Source organism: Pseudobdellovibrionaceae bacterium (genome assembly GCA_023954155.1).
GTDB lineage: Bacteria > Bdellovibrionota > Bdellovibrionia > Bdellovibrionales > UBA1609 > JAMLIO01.
On sequence record JAMLIO010000006.1, the window covers coordinates 165,949 to 188,881 of the forward strand.

13 protein-coding genes are annotated in these 22,933 nt (G+C 42.2%); 2 read left to right on the top strand and 11 right to left on the bottom strand.

What is annotated here, in order from left to right; genetic code table 11:
• Positions 1–2: 2 nt before the first annotated feature.
• Together M9899_08705 and purT are read right to left on the bottom strand one after the other, a co-directional pair.
• Entirely contained in the window at positions 3–491 is a 489-nt protein-coding gene (locus tag M9899_08705; protein ID MCO5114242.1) for a low molecular weight phosphotyrosine protein phosphatase, read from the bottom strand.
• A 41-nt stretch (positions 492–532) separates the two neighbouring features.
• A complete protein-coding gene (gene purT / locus M9899_08710; protein MCO5114243.1) occupies positions 533–1,714 on the bottom strand; it encodes a formate-dependent phosphoribosylglycinamide formyltransferase in 1,182 nt (393 codons plus the stop codon).
• 164 nt (positions 1,715–1,878) lie between these two features.
• Between purT and M9899_08715 the strand changes: the two genes are divergently transcribed.
• Together M9899_08715 and M9899_08720 are read left to right on the top strand one after the other, a co-directional pair.
• Positions 1,879–2,892 carry an L-threonylcarbamoyladenylate synthase gene (locus M9899_08715; GenBank protein MCO5114244.1) on the top strand — a complete coding sequence of 338 codons (1,014 nt, stop codon included), beginning with the start codon at positions 1,879–1,881 and terminating at the stop codon, positions 2,890–2,892.
• A gap of 203 nt (positions 2,893–3,095) precedes the next feature.
• Positions 3,096–3,782 carry a hypothetical protein gene (locus tag M9899_08720; GenBank protein MCO5114245.1) on the top strand — a complete coding sequence of 229 codons (687 nt, stop codon included), beginning with the start codon at positions 3,096–3,098 and terminating at the stop codon, positions 3,780–3,782.
• Between the two features lie 192 nt (positions 3,783–3,974).
• On the opposite strand, the gene M9899_08725 is transcribed toward M9899_08720, so the two are convergent.
• From M9899_08725 to M9899_08765, 9 genes are all read right to left on the bottom strand, one after another.
• Positions 3,975–5,048 (bottom strand): ferredoxin--NADP reductase, encoded by a 1,074-nt coding sequence (locus tag M9899_08725; GenBank protein ID MCO5114246.1) that lies wholly within the window; start codon positions 5,046–5,048, stop codon positions 3,975–3,977.
• A gap of 40 nt (positions 5,049–5,088) precedes the next feature.
• Positions 5,089–6,027 (bottom strand): diaminopimelate epimerase, encoded by a 939-nt coding sequence (gene dapF / locus M9899_08730; protein MCO5114247.1) that lies wholly within the window; start codon positions 6,025–6,027, stop codon positions 5,089–5,091.
• A 24-nt stretch (positions 6,028–6,051) separates the two neighbouring features.
• A complete protein-coding gene (locus M9899_08735; GenBank protein MCO5114248.1) occupies positions 6,052–8,559 on the bottom strand; it encodes a hypothetical protein in 2,508 nt (835 codons plus the stop codon).
• Positions 8,556–9,053, bottom strand: a complete 498-nt coding sequence (locus M9899_08740; protein MCO5114249.1) for a DUF4339 domain-containing protein — start codon at positions 9,051–9,053, stop codon at positions 8,556–8,558. The genes M9899_08735 and M9899_08740 overlap by 4 nt, the downstream gene beginning before the upstream one ends.
• A 185-nt stretch (positions 9,054–9,238) precedes the next feature.
• Entirely contained in the window at positions 9,239–9,889 is a 651-nt protein-coding gene (locus M9899_08745) for a hypothetical protein (GenBank protein MCO5114250.1), read from the bottom strand.
• Positions 9,867–11,687 (bottom strand): hypothetical protein, encoded by a 1,821-nt coding sequence (locus M9899_08750; GenBank protein MCO5114251.1) that lies wholly within the window; start codon positions 11,685–11,687, stop codon positions 9,867–9,869. The genes M9899_08745 and M9899_08750 overlap by 23 nt, the downstream gene beginning before the upstream one ends.
• A gap of 55 nt (positions 11,688–11,742) precedes the next feature.
• Positions 11,743–12,405 carry a tetratricopeptide repeat protein gene (locus tag M9899_08755; GenBank protein ID MCO5114252.1) on the bottom strand — a complete coding sequence of 221 codons (663 nt, stop codon included), beginning with the start codon at positions 12,403–12,405 and terminating at the stop codon, positions 11,743–11,745.
• A gap of 270 nt (positions 12,406–12,675) precedes the next feature.
• Complete coding sequence (locus tag M9899_08760; protein ID MCO5114253.1) at positions 12,676–19,629, bottom strand: fibronectin type III domain-containing protein; 6,954 nt, start codon at positions 19,627–19,629, stop codon at positions 12,676–12,678.
• Between the two features lie 14 nt (positions 19,630–19,643).
• The gene (locus tag M9899_08765) at positions 19,644–22,907 is read right to left on the bottom strand and encodes a VCBS repeat-containing protein (protein MCO5114254.1); all 3,264 of its coding nucleotides are present in this window, start codon (positions 22,905–22,907) and stop codon (positions 19,644–19,646) included.
• Positions 22,908–22,933 lie beyond the last annotated feature (26 nt).

Genomic DNA, 22,933 nt, shown 5'->3' on the forward strand with positions numbered 1-22,933 from the left:
GCTTATAAGCGTTTTTTATTTTTTTGGTCTTCTATGACTTTGCACAAAAGCCCCTCACTGGCATCTTCGATGATATCTAGAACCAATTCAAAGCCTTCGTCTCCGCGATGGTAGGGGTCTGGGACTTTGTCTACATTATGAATGGTGCAAAAATCTGTAAACTTATGCACCTTAGCCTTGTAAATGGGGTTGTCTCTCGCCATACGCATAACATCAAAGTAATTATTATCATCCATGACCAGAATCATATCAAACTCTGCAAAATCAGATTCACGCAGAGGACGAGATAAACTGGTCAGATCATAACCTCGAAGCGCAGCGTGCTCTCTAGAGCGGGCATCTGCTGGTTCACCCTCATGATGAGCGCTAGTCCCAGCAGAATCACACTTCATAAGATCATGTAAGTCTTTTTCTTTCAGCTTGGCACGAAATACGGCCTCAGCGGTGGGAGATCGACAAATGTTTCCTAAACATACAAATAAAAAACGCATCCTAGATATTTTAAGTATGTCCTTCTGAGTCTGTCTAGAACTTATTTTACCTTAATGGCTTGAGCGGCTTTCAACGCACGTTTACGTGCCTCTTTGATATTCTTGCCTTGCGCTAAAGCCACACCCAAACGCCTATATTGGTGGGCTTCTGGTTTACCAAATAGGCGAATATCAGCCGTAGGCACCTTTAACGCTTTGTCCGCACCTTCAAATTCAGGATCTTTTTGAGTGCTTGTTCCCAAAATCACCGCAGAAGCAGACGGTCCATAAGTTTTAAGTTGATCAAAGGGCAAACCCAGAATCGCACGCAGATGCAGTTCAAACTCATTTAAATTTTGCGAAATCATAGTCACCATACCCGTATCATGAGGACGCGGTGACAGTTCAGAGAAGTACACTTCTTTTTTTGTTAAAAAGAATTCGACTCCAAAAATTCCAGCTCCCCCTAACGCATCAGTCACTTTCTTTGCCATCGTTTGAGCTTTCTTAAGTTTCGCAGGACTGATTTTGGCAGGCATCCATGACTCTTGATAATCTCCACGTTCTTGACGATGACCAATGGGGGCACAGAACTTTGTAGGTCCCTTAATCTGCTTGATGGTGAGCAAAGTAATTTCAGATTCAAACTCGATGAACTCTTCAAGAATCACCTTTTCTTGATCACCGCGCATGCCTTGCAATGCAAAACTCCAGGCCTTTTCTAAATCCGCAGCCTTCTTGACCACGCTTTGACCTTTACCACTAGAAGACATCACAGGCTTAAGTACACACGGAAAACCAATCTCTTTAGATATGGTTTTTAATTCTTCTAAACTTGTAGCATAAACAAACTTTGGTGTTTTAACTTTAAGGGTTCGAGCCGCAAGGTCTCGAATAGCATCTCGATTCATCGTTAAGTTAGTGGCTTTAGCCGAGGGAATGATGTTGTATCCTTTGGATTCAAGCTCTAAAAGCTTACTTGTGCGAATAGCCTCAATCTCTGGAACTATATAATCTGGCTTTTCTTGATCGACAGTCTTTTCTAAGGCATTCCCATCAAGCATATCGATCACATAAAACCGATCAGCCACTTGCATTGCGGGAGCCCCTTCATATTTATCTACCGCGATCACAGTAAGACCCAACCTCTGAGCGGCAATAGTGAATTCTTTGCCTAGCTCGCCTGAACCCAACAACATAATTTTAAGAGACTTTTTTAAGGATTTGATCTTTTGTTTTGCCATAGTAGCCACCGTTTAACGTGATCCCCTGTGTTTAGCAAGACAAGTATTTGTAAAGACCCAAACCCAATTGAGAACACAAAGCCTATTCAGGGATTTATGTTAAGTCCCTTAAATTTCAGTGACTTTTAATTGCTAATTCAAGGATTTCTCGCTAACACCTAGGAATGAGTACACCCCCTTCTTTTATCACTGCAAATGAAGCGGTTAACGCCTTGAAAAATGGCGAACTTGTCGCTCTTCCGACAGAAACCGTCTACGGACTTGCGGCCCCTATCGACAATCCCCAAGCTTTGGAACATATTTTTAAACTTAAAGAGCGTCCTCTATACGATCCCCTGATCGTCCATATCAGTGACTTAGGTATGCTACATCAAGTGGCCCAAACTCAAAACTCTCCAGCACTGGTCACTTTAGCTGAACACTTTTGGCCTGGCCCTCTGACTTTGGTCTTTCCAAAAAATCCACAAGCTGTTTCAGACTTGATCACTTCAGGGCAAGATACTGTGGCTGTCAGAATGCCTCGTCATAGTGCTGCCCTTGAGGTGATTGCTAGGCTTGGTACTCCACTTGCCGCTCCCAGCGCAAACCCTTTTAAAAAAACCAGCCCTACAACAGCCGCTTTGGTGCAGCAGTACTTCCCTGACCTTAAAGTTTTAGACGGTGGCGAATGCCAAGTGGGGATTGAGTCCACTATCGTACGCCAGATCGACCCTCATACCGTAGAAATTTTACGTCCAGGAATGATCACAGCCGAAGATATGCGCGGCATCCCTCACTGGAACTTTGAAATCACCACCAACTTTAATGCCCAAGGCCCTGGGTCCATGAAAGAGCATTATCAGCCACAAAAACCTTTATTTTTGATTCGGGGCTCTGGTGATTTACCACCACACTTGCGTTTACAGGCTTTGCAAAAAAATTTAGAAATCTCTTTTCTACAAAAATACAAACTCAACGAGCGACTGCATAAACTCAACATCCACGAGATTGCCCTTCACAATGATCCGCTGCTGGCAGCTAGATACATCTATCGACAGCTTCTGGAAGAAGGGGAGCAGGCCGACATTCTTTACATTTATTGGGATCAGACACAAAAAAACACCGAAGCTTGGCAAAGTATTTTAAATCGTCTCGAAAAAGCCGCAGTCAAAACTATTCTAGCCGAACAGCCGAATTAGAATTAGAATTAGAATTAGAATTAGAATTAGAATTAGAATTAGAATTAGAATTAGAATTAGAATTAGAATTAGAATTAGAATTAGAATTAGAATTAGAATTAGAATTAGAATTAGAATTAGAATTAGAATTATTGTGACGTGAAATAGTGAAATAGTGAAATAGTGAAATAGTGAAATAGTGAAATAGTGAAATTAAGGTAAGCATGAAGTATTTAAAAGAGTCAAAATCAGATTTAAATTATATTGAGTTTTTTAATGATGTGGACTACCCCACCGTAGTTTTACTTCATGGCTATGGTGCTAATGCCAGAGACCTTGCAGGAATTGCACAAATCGCAGAATTTGAAGCTCTAAATTTGAATTGGATTTTTATTGAAGCCCCACTCAGTCCACCAGAGCTTGCCATGATCAATGGTCGAGCATGGTTTGACGTGAACATTGCGCATTTTCAAAATTTGATTTTGCAAAATAAATTTGAAGAGTACTATAGCCGCACACCAGAAAATATTGATTATTTACAAGATACATTGGAAATCTTTTTTCAGGAAAAGTACCTTAATGAAAACAATATGATCCTCGGAGGCTTTAGCCAAGGTGCCATGGTTGCTACAGACCATCTGTATGAGAAAAAACTAAGACCCTTAGCCCTACTCTACCTTTCTGGTACCGTCATTCGCGAAGGCCTATGGAAAACTCAAACTCTAGAAAACCTAAAAATCTTCCAAAGCCACGGCCGCTTTGATGACGTCCTACCCGTCCAAGGAGCCCTGCACTTTAAAGACATCGCCAAATCCAACCACCACAAAATTCACATCTTTGACGGCGGCCACGAAATCCCACCCAATATTCTTTTTGAACTGTACAACTTCTTAAAAGAACTCCAAGGCTAGATGCCTTAAAGTCCGTTACGAGTTTTAACTTTAAGATTCTCTATACCCTTCGATGCCGACGCAGCAGAGCGGGTGCAAAGCGTCTTCGGCACGCGTTACCCTCTGTGACCTTCGGTCCCACAGGCCAACGCGCGTCGGATACGCATTGCTCGCCTCTGAGGTCGACATCGAAGGGTATAGAGAATCTTAAAGTTAAAACTCGTAACGGACTTTAAGACGCTTGGTGATGGGGATCGCCTGGCAGGACAAAGTTTTCCCGTCTTTATAGTCTTCGGGCATCAACATCCCCGTGTCAGGCTGCCGAATGGCCCCCTCTAAAACTGTGCACTGACAAGAAATACAAGTGCCCTCAAGACAAGAGTAGGGAGGATCAAAGCCTTCTCTAAGTAAAGCCTCTAAGACAGTTTCGTTTTCGTTGGGAGTGACTTCCACATCTGTAAAATCAATTTCAGCTTCGATCTTTTCACAAGGTCCCAGCTCTTGGCCTTCGGTTTTTCCGACGATGACATCATCTGTGTTTTCTAAATCTAAAGAGGCACTGGTCACAAAACTTTCTTTGCGGATCTGTGAATGATCATAACCTTTTTGTCCCAAGAAAGCTTCAATGGCTTCCATAAAACCTTCGGGACCACACATATAAAAAATAGGGTCTTCAGGGCTTTGCCATAAAAGGTAAAGTCTTTCTAAAATGGTGGTTCCAAGTCTTCCCGAAGAGACATTCTCCCAATCTGGAGTCTGCCCCGTAAACACCCACTTCACGCTGAAACGCGGACAGGTCTCTTCTAATTGTTTTAATGTGGACTTAAAAATAACTGAAGCTTCGTCTTTGTTGGAATAAATCAAAGTGACTCGTGGTGCTCCTTGCTTAAGCAAAGAACGAATCATGGAATATATGGGGGTAATTCCACTTCCTGCTGCAAATAAAATATGATGACGATCTAAAGATCCTGGCGTAAACATCCCCACTGGCGGGGTTACAATCAAGCTCTCTCCCTCTTGGACTTGATCTACAAGGTATGTGGACATCTTACCCTGTGGGACCTTTTTTAAAGTCACCGACAAGGTGTCATCCACCTCTGGTGATGAACTTAAGGAATAACTGCGCACCACTTTTTCACCATTGATGTCAGCTTGAATACCCACAAACTGACCGGCCTTATATTTTAAAAACTTTTCGCGAGCGTCTGACGGAATTTCAAAATACAAAGATACAGCATCTGTTGCTTCAATCACTTTTTTACTTATTTTTAGTTTATACTCTGCCACGTCTCTTCCTCATTCACAGCTTAGGCCCATTTAGACGCTTTTACCAAAATTCAGCAAGGTCTATTTGTTTTTTTTGTATTATTCGTGCAGGACCACTCAAAATGGTACTTTCTGTCATGTCATTTACATTTAAAACGCCACCAGGCATACGCACTTCGATAGGGAAAGCAAACCCCATCTGTTCATGGGCGTAATAGGCTGCGGCCATAGCTCCCGTACCACACGCCATGGTCCAATTCTCTACACCTCTTTCAAAGGTCACCGCTCCCACTTTTTGTACACTGGGCGTAGGCCAGACCAGAGTGACATTGGCCCCTTTTTCATTCCACTCTTTGGGAAATCTTAAGTTCTTCGCGAGGTCCTTCCAGCTCTGGCTGTCTTCAAAATGAATTTCACCTTCAGAATAAATTTCAGGATTATCAGGAATGAACACCACCAGATGGGGAACACCTGAATTGTAAAGATAATGCCCTGTGGATGTTTTCCCTAAAGATTCCACTCGACGCAGGCTCACACTCACTTGTTCTTCACTCAAGATGTGCGCCTTGATAGGAATTTCTGAAGCCAAGAAAGCAATCTGTGGTTTCGACTCAATGTGTTTGTAAAACCACCAACTGACCGCCCGCGCCGCATTCCCGCACATCTCGGCAGGACTGCCATCAGAGTTAAAAAACTTCCATGTAAAATCATAGGGGTAAGCCTCATCATTTTTTGCAGTAGCTCGGCCCATTAAATCCATATCTGACGTACTCTCGTTTGAAATTGCCTCTGGCCTTGAAAGAGGTGATCCTACATGCACCTCTTCTGGCAGCAAGAGGATCACGCCATCAACGGGGTGACCCAAGGCCGTGGCACTGAGGTTTTGAATGAACTTTGCAGAAAGAATAAGAGCTTTGTTCTTCTCAAACAGTTCTTTTTCAGATTTAAACGAAAGCAGAGCAAAGGTGTTCTTTGCCCCGTCAATTTCAAAGATTTCCATGGGTTACTTTTACTGCACCTTCGGCTAAACTTCAACCGTAACGGGAGTCTCTTTTGGTGCGTCCTCCTGGTTTTTGTTTATGGCCTGATCCTTAGGTGGCAGTGGTGGAGCCTCCCAGAAGTCCTGATGCTGTAAGGCCATCTCTAGCTTCTGCGTGTTCACTTCCACTTCTTGGCTATAAGAACTTAGGAGTTTCTCGCTGACCTGTCTTTGCTCATCTAACTTAGTTCGTAGCTCTTCATAATGGGCACGAATCGAACCGAAAACATTGGGACTTGCCAGAAGTTCATCCAACTTACTGATCTCAGCATTTAAACTTTTTAAAAACTCGGTCATAGGATTCAAATTAAGAGTCTGACGGATCACTCCCATGCACTCTTCCACTTGCTCGGCAATGAAACCTTTATTGGCATCTAACCAACTTCTGTAATCCACCAATTTACTTTCTCTGGCCATGTATTCTTTTTCACGTTGCAAGTACTCTTTCACCTTCATTGCAACTTCTTTGGCCATAGATTGTGCAGCTCTTGCAGAATGGTTTGCCGTTTCCACATCTGCCTTTAAGATATGATTCTCAGCTAAAATCTTCTTCTTATCTTCGTCAAAATGAGCCACCTTAGCCTGCAAAGCCACAAGCTCTTTTTCTAATTTCCGACTCTTCATCTGTTCAGCAGAAAGTTCTTTTTGCATTTCAGCCAAACTTTGGCTCGCACGACTTCCTACATCTTTAAGGTGTTCCACCTTGGTTTCAAGATGTTCAGCACGTTTTTCAAGAGTTTGTTTTTCTCTCACAGCATCCTTATGCGCAAGCTTTAACTCTTCAAAATTATAGTTTAGTTCCTGCTCTATTTTTTTAAGCTTGGTCACCTGATGGGTAAGGTCTTCTTTTGTGCCCTTAAGCTCAGCAAGTTCAAGAATGTGCTGTTCAATGGTTTGTTTTTGCTCTTGGATCTGCTCGGCATTGTCAGCCAAGGTCTGTTCCACTTCAACCATGTTTTCCTGATAGGACTTCATGGTGGCGGTCTCGTGCTTTAAGTTTTCTTCTAAGAGTACAATCTTATGCTGCTGTGTTTTACGGCTATCACTGAGCTTCTGGACATGCTCTTTTAGTCTCTCAATCAAGGCCAGTGCTTGAGCCTTCTCGTCCACTTCTTTTTGGATCGCCAGTTGGGCGTTGTCTAATTCGGACTTCTGTTGATAGATGGTCTCGGTCAAGGTCTCGTTGGCATTGTTTAAAAATACAATCTGCTTGGTCTTTTCATCAAATTGAATCTCTAAATCCTGAAGGCGTTTCACCACCTCAGTGTACATTCTGATTCTTTCTTGAATCTCTGTGTTTTTCTGAGCCACAGTCTGCATGAGTTGCTCTTCAAGTTCCTGCTTGGCAGCCGTCATGGATTTTAGCTCTTTTTCCAGAGTAAAAACTCTTTGCAGATGACGTTCGATTTCTTTTTTATTCTTAGCCACTTCAGCGTTTAAAGCATCAATCTTTTGAATGAACTTCACTTCGCCCGCAATACGGTCTTTTTGTTTTTCGATGACGGTTTTACACTCTTTTAAAACTCTTTGTAACTCATCGTTTTGAGTCTTAAAGGAAGCCAACTCTCGTCTCTGTTCATCAAAATTTGTAGTTAAAGTTTTATTTTGCTCTCGTAAAACCAAGTGTTTTTGATGAAGCTCTGCACCTTCAGTGGCTTTAGTTTTAAGCTCAGTCCCAAGCTTAACCAAACTTTGCTTTTGCTCTTCGATCAGTCGAAGTTGCTCAGAGTGCTTCTTTTGTAATCCCCTCACCTCATCCACATACGACTGTTTATGGGCGGCGATCTGCTTGATCTCTTCAGATAAGTTTTTAGTTAAGACCGTAAGACGATCGTTTTCAGCCTTGATCTTTTGACTTTGATCTTTCACCGCAAGACCTTCTTGTTCCATCTGCGCTAAAGTCTTTTTAATCTTTTCTTCTTGATGCTTGAGACGGAAGTTTTCTGCTTTGTACTGGTCATTGATCTTTTTAAGTTTTTGAACAATATCGTTTACGGCCTGAGTCTTTTTGGTGTCAGCGCTGCTTTTAGAGTTTAACTCTGTCACTAGTTTTTGAATCTGTTGAGCTTTGCTCTGAAGCTCTTGTTCTTGTTTTCTATAGCTACGGAAAAGACGAGTGTATTCTTCTAACATCTTGGCGTTTTTATTCTGTAAAAGAACGTTCTGTCTTTCTAACTGTGCATTCATGGGTCCTACTCCTACAGATCCTGCGCGCGCGGGAACGCGTTGTGAATTTTGAGAAACGGCCTGAGACTGGGCGTAATGCGAGTCTCGAGAAACAGTCTGTGGTGAGGTATGACGTGAGTCCAAAGTCCCTGCGCGCGACTGTCTGTAGTGAGATGTCTCAGCATAGATTGGTGGCGCTGAAGCAGCTCGTGAATGTGCAGCTGGCCTCGCCCCAGCCATGTCAAACTCTAGGTCAGATACGGTCAGTGTATCGCTTAGCTCATCTAACAGGTCTAAAAAATCGTCTTTTTGATATCCTTGCTTCATACTTTTTCCGTTTTCGCTTTTTTATTAAGGTCTATACGCTCGCCTTCCATATCCGTAATGTCATCTTTGATTCTGAAGTTTAACTTTGACTTGATGGACTCATACAAATCCGTCACGCCTGTAAGTCGGGCCTTAGATTCTGCCTGCTCTGAATGGGCTTGGGATTGATGTTGTTTATAAAAATCTGTCAGATGCTCTCGCTTTATGCCTGAAATTTGCACAAATTCCTCATCCGACATTTTAAGAGCTTCCTCGGCGATAGGGACATTGAACACTTCCATGTCTGCAATCTTTGACCACGTCGACTGCCCTTGCTGCCATACATGGTGATCTTTAGAGAGAAAGCCCCTTCTTAAGAAGATCAGAACACTATTAGTAGTGAAAGGACCAAAATGTTTTTGTTCTCGAAAGACAAACCAGCTGTCAGCCTTCGATCTGGCTGTTGGGCTGGAGTTGGTTTTTTTTTCTGGACATTGTGACTCTTCACTGTTCATGTCTAAATGCTAAAACATAATCTAACTTATGGCTATATGTAGAGATCGCATTCTTGTAATTTTCAACGCGGACCCACTTTTTTTAAGGCTCCAACTGGTCAGCTCCATTTAAAGAGCCTTTTATATACAAAAATGCCTGTATTTTTAGACGAGACTATGGTCTAGAAAAGCCCTGAAATCCGCTCCTAAAGCCGAAAGTGGAAGCCCACCAATAAACCCATTTCATTCATAGAAGCAGGAACCGTTGAGTCGCTCATGATCGTGGTATTGTAAAACAATTCGGGCCTAAGAATCAGATTCGACTTCCATTGCCAGTCGACTCCAAAGTGAGCACCAAAATACACCCCTGAAGAAGAGATAGTTTTAACCACTTCACCTTCACGACTGGCACTCCCGTGCGCCACACCTGTACCAAACCCTGCAAAAGGAGCCCAACCTCGCACAACAAAAGAGGTCGACATGTCTTTGTGAGGAATGAAAGGCGCTGGATTCTTAAAATATCTTCTGACAGTAAAGCCCGAAAAACCCATTCCCATTGAGAATGGTCCCATGCGCCCACCTCGACGATGCCCTAAGGCCACACTCCACTTTTCGTGAATGAAAGTTTCAATGCTGATCCCCAACATCAAAGGCCCTTCAGTCCTTGATAAAGAGTACACATCCCCCGCTACAGTGACATCTTTGTTCAGCGTCTGATTACCAAATCCAGCAGATATCCCATAAATAAAATCAGGTTTAAATTTAAAGCCCGCATGGGCTTCTTCAAAGCCCAAACCCACAAAAATGAGAACTACAGATAATAGCCAACGTGAATTATGCAGCAACTTGACCCTCACTGTCTTCTGCTTGAGCTTTAGGCAGAACATCTTCCAATATCACTTCGCCTCGTTTAACTAAATTTTCCAACTTCTTATTTAACAAGGCCAACTGCTTTTCTTTCTCTGCTACTGACATAGTGTCGGGCTGACTAAGATCGTCTGAAACTACTTTTTTAGCTAAAGGCGACAAAGAGGCCAATACTTTGTCCATGATCTCTGGTATCACTCTGACCAAAGCCGTGATCTCTTGGTTGTTTGCACGTCTAAATAAAATTTCCGCACTTGTTCCCTGCCACTGTCCAATAAAAGCAATATGTGCGTGGGTGCGTTTATAGTTTTCCACCACCACACCTGTAATTTGCGGTAAGGTCTGACACGCATCCAATATACTCATCACACTCACAATTTTATCAAACGCAGAGGACATAGACACAGCCGATTCATCCATTTTTGTTTCAAAATAAGGAGCAATGTCTTTTTCGATCTGTTGTAAGTTATTTTTACTGATCGAATCCATTTGCGCTGCTGTTTTAAGAACATCCAACTTGGCTTCGGCATCTAATTTATCAAAATAACTTTTACGCATTACATCTGGCATATAGGTCGAAACCACGGCCTGAATGTCAGCACTGTTTTGTAATAACACTTTGCTAACCGTACTGAATGAAGAGCTTCCCACAAAAGAGAAGGGGCGATGCAAGGTCTCTGAACCTAAGTTCACTACCGCAACCATATCCCAATATGTTTTACTCATCACATTGTGCTTTTCTTGATCACTCATATCGTGCATTTTGGCAAAGATCTCACCCATCTGTTCACGGTGCTCTTTGGGAATCGGTAAGGTTCCCAATACACTTCCAGATATTTCTGCAAAACATGCCAATTGCAAGTACCCACTCTCTCCGCGTTCACACCATTGGGTGACAAGGTTCTGTAAATCCGAAGTCACTTTTGGTGCTAACTCTTTAATTTGTGAAGTCAAATGAGCATTCTTTTCTACATAAAGTGCGACTTCATCCTTAGAGGTGGTTTGTGCCACAGCTTCACTACCTTGAGTTGCTCCACCGTTTTCAGTTTTATTTTCAATGTTGATCTCTGTAGATGGACCTTCTGCGCTTTGGCTAGAAGCTCCATTGCCCATCAAGATTCTCCACAAGAATATTCCCATTAAAATAGCAAAAGCTAAAACCAAATTGCCCGCTAAGCTTTGCATCTCTTTAAGTTTTTCCATAAAGCTTTTTTGCTTCTTGGACTTAGCACTGCTTTTACTTGCCAGACTGGCCACACCCGATTCAGGTTTTGCCCCATCGGGCTGGTTAAGGATTTCCTCTGCAGAGTCTGCGTCCTGAATAAATTGTACTTGTGACTTTCCAATAGTACCAAACTCTTCTTGCACACGAGCCTGTAACCACTCTGACACAATCTGCTTGATCCCATCACCCATGTCAGGTACAAGCCCCACCATAAATTCAATTTTACTTACAGAAAATTTTTCTAGAGGATTTTTGAGATTTGATGACCCAAAATTAGCGTAACTTGCAAATAACGTGTCAGCGTCCAAATACCCAAGATCAAGCTCAGTATAAAGATCAGAATTTGCATTTTTATTATTGGCTCCAACAAGAGCTTCGTTAATAGTTAGATCTAGGCGAGCACCCATACTAAAATTTTCATGACTGATAATAGACGAAAGCTCCTGAGAGTACCTGCGTACTAACATGTCTTCTAAGGCAGCTTTGGCACCAATAACTTCAGCGCTTTTTAAAGATCCTCCAGCAGGTCTTTCTTGCGCCAAAGCTGACAGGCTTAAAAACATGAAGCACATGTATGTAAAGATTGATAAGGAACGCAACAACTTTTGTCTCGGCATTTTACTGTCCACCAGCACTTGGCTTATTATTCGATGTTGGTACTCGGGTTGGAATTTTTAATGTTTCACGTACTTTACCTGCCATATCCACAGCAGTTTTAAGTTCAGGATTTACCGCTAATGCGCTTTCATACCACTTCAAACTTTCCTCAAACTCACCACGCGCATAATGAATTGCCGCTTTCATAGAAAGAGCACGATCAAACTGAGGGTATGCCGCAAGAACTTTATCTATCTCAATCAAAGCACGCTCAAATTGTTTGGTGTTAGCAAACTGTTGAGACAAAAATAATCCATCAACAAGATCTTTTGCTGTTTTCATTTCAACTTCTTTATCAGAAGGATCAAGCTTAAGAACAATCTCTGCACCTAGGCTGCCTGCTGCCTGTACTGGAACCCAAATGTCTTTAGTTTTAAATCCTTCCTTTTTGATAATGATATTTACCAAACCACCAGGATGATTTTGCCCTTTTAGATGCTCATCTAATTCTTCACCACTTTTACTTAGAGGAGTCATTCCTATGGTTTTAGGTTCATTTGTGCCTGAATCAACTATAAATACTTCTGCTTGATCTGGCTCTGTGACAACTTTAAATGAAAAAGAGGCACATCCATAGAGACTTAGAGTTACTGCGGCTAAAACTAATACTTTTATTTTAAACAATTGGTTTTCCATATATGATGAATATCGTAAATATTGTAGACAACCTTTATATTGCCTTGAAACAATCTTTACTTAGGTCTTACATCAGTTTTCACTTTATCAAAGGCCGCACCAAAGTCCTGCTTCTGATCATAGTAAATTTTTAAATTTTTGGGACTAAGGTTTTAAGAAATTAAAATTTATATTTACTTTTGCAATTTTTCCTGTGTCAAAACAGGCAGGCATATCATTTGTTAGATTCGCGTTCCTATAAAAGCAAACCTCTCAACCTTATGGATTTACATTCACCTTTAAGAACGAACCCCTAAATCTTGTGGCACCAGCAGTAGGAGTGATTCTGGTCATATATCTTCCTTGTGCCCCCAGAGTCAGAGCAGGCGACACACGCATTTGCATCACTTGCGAGTTCACCGTAAAGGTTCCCCCAGACACCACACTCATATTAGCTGTGCCAGAATCATCTGTGCTGACCAGCAACGAGATATCGGATTGGTCCCCAAGAGACTCCGTTCTTGCTAACGTATGAAAGTAAACCTGTGGACTTGTAAAACTATCTAAGTCTAAGAAAGCCCGTTCTTGCGTTAAAGACGCCTGTGTTGTAATTCCTTCCGCATAAGAGTTCATTCTAAATACAGACTGAGCCTTTTTCAGGTTTTTCAGCTTCACCCACAGACCTGCTTTATACAAACTTACACTTCCATCATCGCAGTTCAGTTCGCAACGAATCACTGCACGATAAAATTGGTTTTCATTAGGCACACCAAAATATGTTGCTCCTTCATTAAAGGGAATCGACGCCATGGCGATATTAGGACTTACAAATCGTGTCTCTGTCATAGGCACCAGCGCATTGGTGTTGATGTTCTGTAACCCTAATAACCCTTGTGATGTACCCTGAGTGGCCACTAAAGCTTCTAACTCCCAAGCGTTGTACTCTTCGATCTTATAAAGAGATTGAGCCTGACGTTGGAACCATAATGACTGATCGTATTCAGAGTAGTTGGTACTCGACGTTGTGTAAACCGATTGCAAAGCATCCTCAGTTGAATTTCCATCTAATGCCAATAACGGATAATACAACTTAGTTTTGGTGGCATTCACTTGATTGACCAAAATTCGAGCCGCAAAAACATTTAAATCTGAATTGTAGGTGGTGCCTGACAACAGAACACGGTACACATCACGACCTGCATTTAAAACCACTGTCGTTCTTAAGCGAAGAGCTTCATTTTGATTTGCAGGAACAATGATACTTCCTACAATATTGTCACTGCTATCTACAATAGAAACAGCTCGCGATACGGTATCAAAATTACTGGCAATAATTTCAAACTCATAATTTTGAACCCCATCATAGTCAGTAGAATCAAAGGACACCTGCGATCTTGCAAAAACCAAATCTTCAAGACCTGAAGAGGCTAATGCAATGTCTAGCATTTCTATTGGGACTTGCAGTTTAATATGTCCGCTGGTCACAAGTGAGGCTTCATTCGATACGATAGCACTCCCTGCTCCTGACATAACGGCTTCAACAACATAAAAATACTGCTTACTCGACTCTACATGTTCATCAACAAAGCTGTCTACCGTCACATTTCCAATAGGTCCGTAAGGTCCACCAGAAATTTCACTACGAAGAATTCTGTAAGAATCTGCTCCAGCCACTAGGTTCCAGCTTAAATTGACTCCTGTAGGCACATTCGCTGCAACTAAGTTAAATGTCGGTGCCACTATCGTGACTGCAGCAACATCAGAATCTAGCGAAGGAACACCAGATGAGTTAATGGCTGTGATTTTATAATAATAAGTCTGTGACGAAGATACAGTGGCATCAACATAGGTGTCTACAAGACCAGTAACTTGAGCTATTTCGGCAAATGGTCCACTTGGATTTGTAGATCGCCAAACCTTGTATCCTACAACATTAGGAACAACAATCCATTGCAAGTGCACAGAAGATAAAGTCAATGCTTGTGCGAAAAATCCTTCTGGTTTTAATGGAGCTGATCCTGCACTGACAGCATCAGACACTGCGGATTGTGACATCTTAATTCCACTGGACCTAATGCCTTGATATTTATAGTAGTAGGTTTGCAATGGATCTATACTGCTGTCTGTATAACTTGTTGAAGAGTGGTTAGGAACAAGCACAGAAAAGTCGACACCATTATCCGATCTCCATATAGTATACCCTACAGCAGAAGGAACACTCGCCCATGTTACAGAAATAGAATTTGTAAGAGGAAGAGCCTCTGCTAAGGGCTTAGGTGGCTGCGCTTGTACATACAGAGTTGCTTCATTAGACGCCGCACTTTCTACGCTTCCATTTACGGCTTTAACTATAAAATAATAGTTGGTGTTTGCGGATAGTCCACTAACAGTCACTCCATTAGTACTACTTGTTGTTAAGTGAATAGAAGAATACATCCCTGAACTTGTGGAAACATAAACATTATATCTATTTCCACCTCGAGTTCCAATCCACGATAAGACCGCTTCAGTTCCTGTACCATTATTTTCAACCACTAAGTTTGAAGGGGCCAAAGGCGTTAGACCAGGAGTCACACCCGTGGTCATCGGTGTGAACATTTCTAGCACTCCATAGTCCACTTCCAAACGATAAAAATAAATTTGACCATTGCTGACTGTGGTGTCTACGTAGCTTGACGAGGTATAACCCGCCACTAGAGTAGTAAAGCTCACACCATCTAAAGATCGCTGAATCTTTACACTGGTGGCCCCCGCTGGCAACGACCAGCTCAATTCAATCTGTCCATCACCCTGAATTGTGGCAGGAGCTTGTGATGGGGCTTGGTAAGTCCAAATTGACACGGCGGCGGATTCATATCGATTCTCGCCAATGTTAGCCGCCACTTTGATAAACACCTCTGTCGCTGGAGTAAATCCAGAAACATTGGCACTGGTGGCAGCAGTAGTCTGCCTTAAAGTATAAGGTCCTGCAGCATTTGTGGCTGAATATAAAGTATAATTCGTTGCAGTTGCTACTCTTGGCCACTCTGCACGTACTGTTGTGGAATTCACAAGAGACAACGACACATTTGAGGGCATAATTGCCAAAGTGCTTATCCCAGAGACCACGGCCGATCTTGTGCCCATATCATTATTGTCAAAGTTAAACCTAGCTGCCACTCGATAGTAATAGCCCTTGTTCGGATCAATAGATGAGTCCGTGTAAGATGACAAAGTTGTATTATCAATAGCAACAAAACCACCATTGGCATTTTCTGACCTATAAACAATATAATCGGATGCCCCAGCCACATTATTCCAACTTAAATCTAAATGGTCATCGTATGCCGTTAACCCCAAACCTAAAATAGGCGAATTTCTGTACATCACCACATTGCTTTCTGCAGATTCAGTATCTCCCCAATTTGCCGTTACTTTGTAATAATTAGTTCCCGCCACTGTGGCTGGATTTTGTACATAGGCATTAGTATATGTACCTGGAAGTTTAGTAAAAGGACCCGATGGGTTTGTTGCCCTATAGAGATTAAATCCATTATAATAATGAGGTGGCGTCCACGACAGCAACACATCTCCTGTCTCGCCAGTGGTTAATGTCAAATTCATAGGACCTGCAGGAGATGCGGCCGCTGTGGCCCCTTTAATATCTGAATTGTGCCCTATGAAAACTTTAATCGGATTTCCTTCAACGATCTCTGTAACGTAAGCTTGCAAATAATAATAAGCCCCACTGCCATTAGGAATAGAATCCACATAACTATTGGTGGTGAGTCCCGTTGCAATTTTCACGTAATCCCCATCATACCTGTCAGACCTAAAAAGATCGTAGTATGTGGTATAGGAACTTAACCTTGATGGTTTAGACAAAGTATTCCAAGACATGATGATTTTATTATCACCACCCTCAACCGTCAGAGTAGAAGGACTTGAAGTAGGATAAACACCAATAAAATTGGCAGGAACAGAAATGTCATCACCCCACGCTGTTGTCACTGTAAAATAATGGATCCTACCGTCATAGTTATTGTAACATCTCACAGCTTTAGTATCTGTGGTTGAGGCTACTACTGTGGCGATCGCTGGATTATTTTCAGCATCATAAATATTAAATCTTTCATAATGGGAAGGGGCTGTCCAAGACATCTCTACCCCACCACCACTACAACTACCGATATCTTTAGGCACTAATGAAAAGTTTAGTGGCGCATCAGGAACCTGTCTTGGAACCGCAGACGCTACATTTGATTGCAAACTAACTCCTGATGGATTTTGAGCTGTCACAATATAGTAATACGTCTGTCCATCTGTAAGACCATAATCTGTGTAGGTTGTTGTTGTGATCGAAACACCTAAATCTACAAATGGACCTGCGTACTGTGTAGATCGTCCAATTTTATAAACCATGTTTTGTGGGAAACCACTCCACGCCAGACGCACTCTTTGACTTGTAGCATGTGCCGTTAAATTCGCCGCTTGAATAGGTGGAGGAGCACTGGTGGTCACAGATGCCACATCTGAGTTTTGGCTTCGTCCCGTATTGTTACTTGCAAAAACACGGTAATAGTAAGTGGTGTTGTCACTCACATGAATGTCTCTATACAGATTTGATAATAGCCCTGTAGTCACAATAGTAAAAGGTCCGTCCGCATATAGAGATCGTTCTACTGTATACGTAGGAACAGGTCTCGAAGTTGTATCTGGAATCCATTGAAAAGAAACAGATCCATCCGAATTATTAAAAGCTCCCATAACTTGTGGAGCTTGATCGTAATGCACATAAGTGATCAACTCTGCACAGTTTGAAAGTGTTCCCACTTCATTCACTGTTTGCCCATATAAAGTGGTGCTTGCATTTTCTGGAACTTCCACAGCGAATCCGCTTCCCATAAATGCTGTCGGCGAACCCGTTGCCAATAAGTCTGTACACGTTGCATTGGTATACACCGACATACTCACTTTATTCATAAAATCATGGGAAAATGTAAAATTACCTGAAATAAGAATTTTATTATTATAAGATGGGGGCTCAGGTGTCACAGAATAAAAAACTGGAGCACCTGGAACCAACGCATTATGGGTGTAATCTGTTAGGAAAGTACATGCCGTTGCATTCCCCGCAGCATCAAATGATCGAGCATAAATATTAGAAATATTGTTGGGAGGAAGATTTAATAAAATTCCCGTTGTTGAAAACTCTTCTGGGGTTCCCTCTCCAATATTATTAGAACACATACTGCTATCATAAAGCACCACACGATTAGGCACTAATTGACTGGCCATATTATGTAAAGCCTGTCCAAAAATAAGAGGTTCATAAGACTGATTATTGGGAGACAACGGCGTTGTGCTGGTATAGGTCGGATCAATAGGAGGGACAGTGTTATGAATATACTGAGTGATCAATACACATTGTGATGGGTTTCCATAAACGTCTACGGCTCTTCCATAAATATCTGTGGTTGAATTTGCAGACAAGGTCACTTGCACACCTGATGCTGTAAATCGACCTCTGGTTCCTGACCCTAAAAGCGAGGTGCATGACATATCTGAATATAAAGACACTGTGGCAATACTACTGTCAGCTGTACCTATAATGCTGGGAGTGGTACTGGCATTAGAAGGTGATGTAGGAAAACTTCCATAAAATCCTGGAGCTGGAGCCTCAACCGTAGAATGATCATAGGTCGCAAAGAATGTACACTCAGAAATGTTTCCTTCCAAATCTGAAGCCTGCACATAAATTGCCGTGATGGCGTTATCATCGACAGACACTTCTATGCCCAGACCAGGATCGACTAATTCATCTGCTGTCCCCGACCCGATCACTACTAAACATTCTGAATCTTTGTACATCACTAAATTCGTAGTGCGAGGCTCAACGGTTCCAAAAAGATGAGGTGTCGTACTGGAATTATTAGGAGAGGCAGGAAAAGAGTGGGTGAATGCAGGTGGATCAGGAGGAATAATATTATACATGTATTGGGTCAGAAGCAGACAAGGTGATCCATTATTAGCATGATCAAAAGCCTTCACATAGATGGACGTCTCTTCGTTGGTCTTCACACCCACTGCCACACCCAAGCCTTCAAATTCGGCTTTAGTGCCCATACCAATCATATTATTACAAATGTGAGAATCATAAAATTCCAGTCTCGTAGTATCTGCCGAACTAAAACCTTTCATTCTCGGTAGTGGAGTCACATTACTCGGTGATGTGGGGTCAGCTGAACTAAACGTGGGATTTACAGGAGCAATATTATCATGGGTGTATTGGCTTAAGAGCACACACACCGAAGGATTGTTCATATCATCAAAAGACTGAGCGTAAAGTGATGTTGTAGAGTTTGCCGTCAACTCCACTTGAAAGCCTGTTGTGGCAAATTCTGTAGGACTTCCCTCTACAAGCAAGTTAGAACATGCAGGGTTTCTATAAACTCTGATCACTTCTGAGTCTACCCCACCTTGAATACGTAACGTTGGACTCACGACTTGGTTACTTGGAGACAAAGGCACAATAGATAAAAGTTGTGGTGGGTCCGACAGGGCATCAGAGTGTTTAAATTCTGTAAGCCTTGTACACGCTGAATACTGATCTAAGTTGTCTTTAGTGCGCGCATAAATTTCTGTAGTTGTATTGGGTGTCAAAGTTAAAACAATACCTGTGCTTGAAAATGCACTTCTTGCTCCTACCGCTAATGGGTCCGTACATGCTATATCACTGAAGAACTCAATGGTTGAAGTCAAAGGAAATGCTGTTCCTGAAAGTATAGGTGAAAATGTGTCTCTGGATGGAGACGCTGGAATCATACCTGAAAGCACAGGCACATCAGGCTCTAAAACAGGGACTTCGTAAGCCACAACAAGATCACAACTGGCTTGGGTTTGAACACTGACATAAATATCAACCGTAGGGTCTCTGGGCAGTACCAAGTCTATACCCTGGGCTCTAAACGCATTGATTGTCATCTGTCCCAAAGGCACACCCATGCAGTCTGAATTGCTATAAAAGTGTAAGAGGTCTAAACCTAAATGCCCCGATCCCACCATACTGCCATCTGCATGTACGTTAAGAGTATGAAGATTATAATCCGTAACACTGATGGTACTAAAAAGAACAGGAGATTCGCTTGATGGTTTTTCTGCTAGCTTTCCGTCGCGACACGAAGATAGGCCTAAACTTACTGAAAGCAGCAAGAAAAGCCAGTGTAATTTTAGGTCACGTACCAGAACTAACATTTGTTTATTAACCCCTATAATCCCAATAAGGTATGCAATTCCCCACTGGAGTTATCCAATACCAATATATCCAAAGTTCCATCTTTATTGACGTCTCTGATATACACCTTATCTGCAGACGCATTGACGGGAATGGTTTTTGTCGTGCTATAAGTACCCGTTGCAGTACCGTAAAGAATAGTCAGTTCACGCTCAGGACCATTACTCACAATAATATCTTCTGTCCCATTATTATTAAAATCACCCTTTGCCATACTGGTAGGTTGAATTCCTGCCGTGAAATCTTGTTTAGGCTGGAAGGTGCCGTTACCATTACCTTTTAAAATACTCACCGTTGAGTCCATTGAATTTGACACAGCTAAATCTACAAAAGCATTATTATCAAAGAAGCCCGCAAGAATCGCATTAGGACTTGCACCCACAGCGATAGGAGTTGCAGGTAAAAATGTCCCATTACCATTGGCGATCAGAATACTTATGCTATCCCCTGACTGATTATTCACAGCAAGGTCTAAGTGCATATCTGAATTGAAGTCCGCAGCCACAATACCCATAGGCTGTGCCCCGACTGGTAAGTCCGAACGCACAGGATAACCTGTGTCTTGAGCCAAGAAAATAGAAATAGAATTACTACCACTATTGGTGGTCACGATATCTAATCGACCATCATGATTTAAGTCCTCGATAAGCAGAGCAGAAGGAGCAAGTTGAGTCGGATAAGATTGTGGAGACTGGAACGTTCCATTGCCATTGCCTAAATAAATTCTAAAGGCATTTAAATTTGAAAGAGTAAGCACCACATCTAAATGTCCATCCTGATTCAAGTCCACAACCACAAGGTCAGAAGGGCTTCCACCCAATGCCACGCTTCCCAAAGAAGAGTACATTCCGTTTCCAAGTCCTTTTAAAATCAAAAGTGCATTTGCAGAAGCATCCGCAACAATTAAATCTAAAATTCCATCTTCATCAAAATCGCCACTGGCCAGTACAGCAGGGGCTGACCCTACACTCATTTTATATCCAAACTCGGCATTTTGATTAGGTAAGACTTGTACTTTGGATTCTGAATTTGAAGACAGAATCAAATCAGGCGTACCATCTCCATTTAAATCTTCTAAACTTAACGCTAACACGCTAGGCATGGTTTCAAACATACTACTTAAATCAAAAGCTCCATTGCCAAAACCAATGAAAACAGAAATTGTGGCTTCATCGGCGTTAGACACCACAAGGTCTAAAATTCCATCCGAATCTATGTCTCCTGTAGCCATGGCTAAAGGCATAAGACCTGTCGAAGCTGTGATGGCCCCATTAAAAAATCCATTTTGATCATTGATATGAACAGCAACTTGATTATCTATACTGTTCAGAACAGCCACATCTAGGTAACCATCCAGATCAAAGTCGGCGGCTAAGATATCCGCAGGCGCTGTACCCACAGGCATTGTGCCATTAGAGATAAGTTCTCCCGAAGCATCACTAAGAAGCACGGTGAAATTGTCATCCGACGCATCTAAAACAACTAGGTCATCCCCATACAATTGATCAAAATTTCCCACTGCTGCTTTGATAGGGAATGATCCCACACCACGAAATGCAGGGGCCGAGAACCCACCCATACCATCACCAAGCCGTACCGTTACAAGACCCGAAGAAGAAAAGATAAAAGCTAAATCTTTATATCCATCACCGTTAAAGTCCCCAGCTACACCAGATGTGATGGCTCCCTCAAGGCCATCTAACGCACGGTAAGATACAGGTGCAAAGGTCCCATTACCAATTCCCTCTAAGAATCCATATTGACCCACACCATTACAGGTTACGATGATATCTTTATCACCATCACCATTAAAATCTTCTAAAATAAAATCACTGACACCCAAGCATAGACTTACAATCTTATAAGTGAATCTAAACAATCCATTGCCCGCACCGAGCATCACACTGATAGAGCGTTCGTTGGCATTTAAAACCAAAACATCTTTATGGCCGTCTCCATCCAGATCAGAATCACTGATGATTTTTCCAGCACCACTTCCCGCAGTAAAAATGCTATCAAAATTATTGGTGTTCTTATTGATAGATCGAACCTGAAAGTTCAGTTTTGGCCTTCCACTCCCTGCCACATCAGGCAAGTCTCCTAAAACAGGTTTAACCGCCACATACGAACGCACCGAAGAAACACCTTGGCGCACATTCATCTGTACAAAACCCTGCGCATCTGTACGTTGTACGATAGAGTCTAGCAACTCAACTTGCCCAGCTACAGTTTGAAAGGTCACATCCACGTTAGACACTGGGTTTTCGTATCTGTCCACAAGCTGAGCCATCAGAGGAGTGAGCAACTCTAAGCCGATTTGTCTTTGTTGGTTGTCACCACTCACTGGAGCAAAAACAAAATGATCTGGAGCATCAGCGATCACCTGAATTTGAACACCTCGCTCATAACCCAAATCGTCTCTCACACGAATCAGATCAAAACCCGTAGCACCCGTAGATGTGGTTCCTGCCGTATAAGTAGAAGTTCCTCCATCCCAGGTTCCACCAGAAATGTTATTCACAACATCAATAGTGTAAGGAGGTGTTCCTCCTGTGACACTCAGCACTTGGCTTGTGCCCACCACCATTTGGAAGTTATTAGGAGTGACCTCTAAGTTTCGTCTTTGCCAAACGAATTGCATACTTGCAGTATTACCAGCAGGGTCTTCTTGACGAACTTCAATGTTATAATCTCCATCAAAACTTCTGGAAAAAGTAAATGAAAATTGCGAATCTACACAGATCATGGAATCACTGGCATCAAGACCCAGTGCAATTGTATTTCCCGTAATACATCCACCGCTGATCAATAAATCAAATTGTGAAGAAGAGTAAACGCCACCCACAGGAGCCACATTGGGTTGAGTGACAGTCGGAGCAGGAACACTGGTTCTTCTTAACCATAACACTTGTGCTCCAGGAGACAGTTTGCCATTTTTTCTTTGGGCGACATTAAAGTAATAATCCCCATCTGAAGGCATCGTCACGTTAAAACTGTAAGAACTTTCTGAACATGGAGTTTGCAGATTCGCAGCTCCACTAAGAATCACCATTGTATCTGTCTGACATAAACCTTGGATAATAAAAGTATTATCATTGGAATAGTAAGGGCTGTAAGCGGGTACAGCAATAGTGGGACTGGCCAACTGATTTCCAGTTGACCCTTGTTTGACATCCACATTGCCTTTACAAGCAGATATCAAACTTATTAAAATCCCAAGTACTATACTTTTTTTCAACCTACGCTCCTTAATGCTCGCAATCT

Excerpts from the sequence above, each read along its gene's own strand:
- M9899_08705 (MCO5114242.1), bottom strand. The coding sequence starts at position 491 with ATGCGTTTTTTATTTGTATGTTTAGGAAACATTTGTCGATCTCCCACC.
- purT (MCO5114243.1), bottom strand. The coding sequence starts at position 1,714 with ATGGCAAAACAAAAGATCAAATCCTTAAAAAAGTCTCTTAAAATTATG.
- M9899_08715 (MCO5114244.1), top strand. The coding sequence starts at position 1,879 with ATGAGTACACCCCCTTCTTTTATCACTGCAAATGAAGCGGTTAACGCC.
- M9899_08720 (MCO5114245.1), top strand. The coding sequence starts at position 3,096 with ATGAAGTATTTAAAAGAGTCAAAATCAGATTTAAATTATATTGAGTTT.
- dapF (MCO5114247.1), bottom strand. The coding sequence starts at position 6,027 with ATGGAAATCTTTGAAATTGACGGGGCAAAGAACACCTTTGCTCTGCTT.
- M9899_08735 (MCO5114248.1), bottom strand. The coding sequence starts at position 8,559 with ATGAAGCAAGGATATCAAAAAGACGATTTTTTAGACCTGTTAGATGAG.
- M9899_08740 (MCO5114249.1), bottom strand. The coding sequence starts at position 9,053 with ATGAACAGTGAAGAGTCACAATGTCCAGAAAAAAAAACCAACTCCAGC.
- M9899_08750 (MCO5114251.1), bottom strand. The coding sequence starts at position 11,687 with ATGTTTTTAAGCCTGTCAGCTTTGGCGCAAGAAAGACCTGCTGGAGGA.
- M9899_08760 (MCO5114253.1), bottom strand. The coding sequence starts at position 19,629 with ATGTTAGTTCTGGTACGTGACCTAAAATTACACTGGCTTTTCTTGCTG.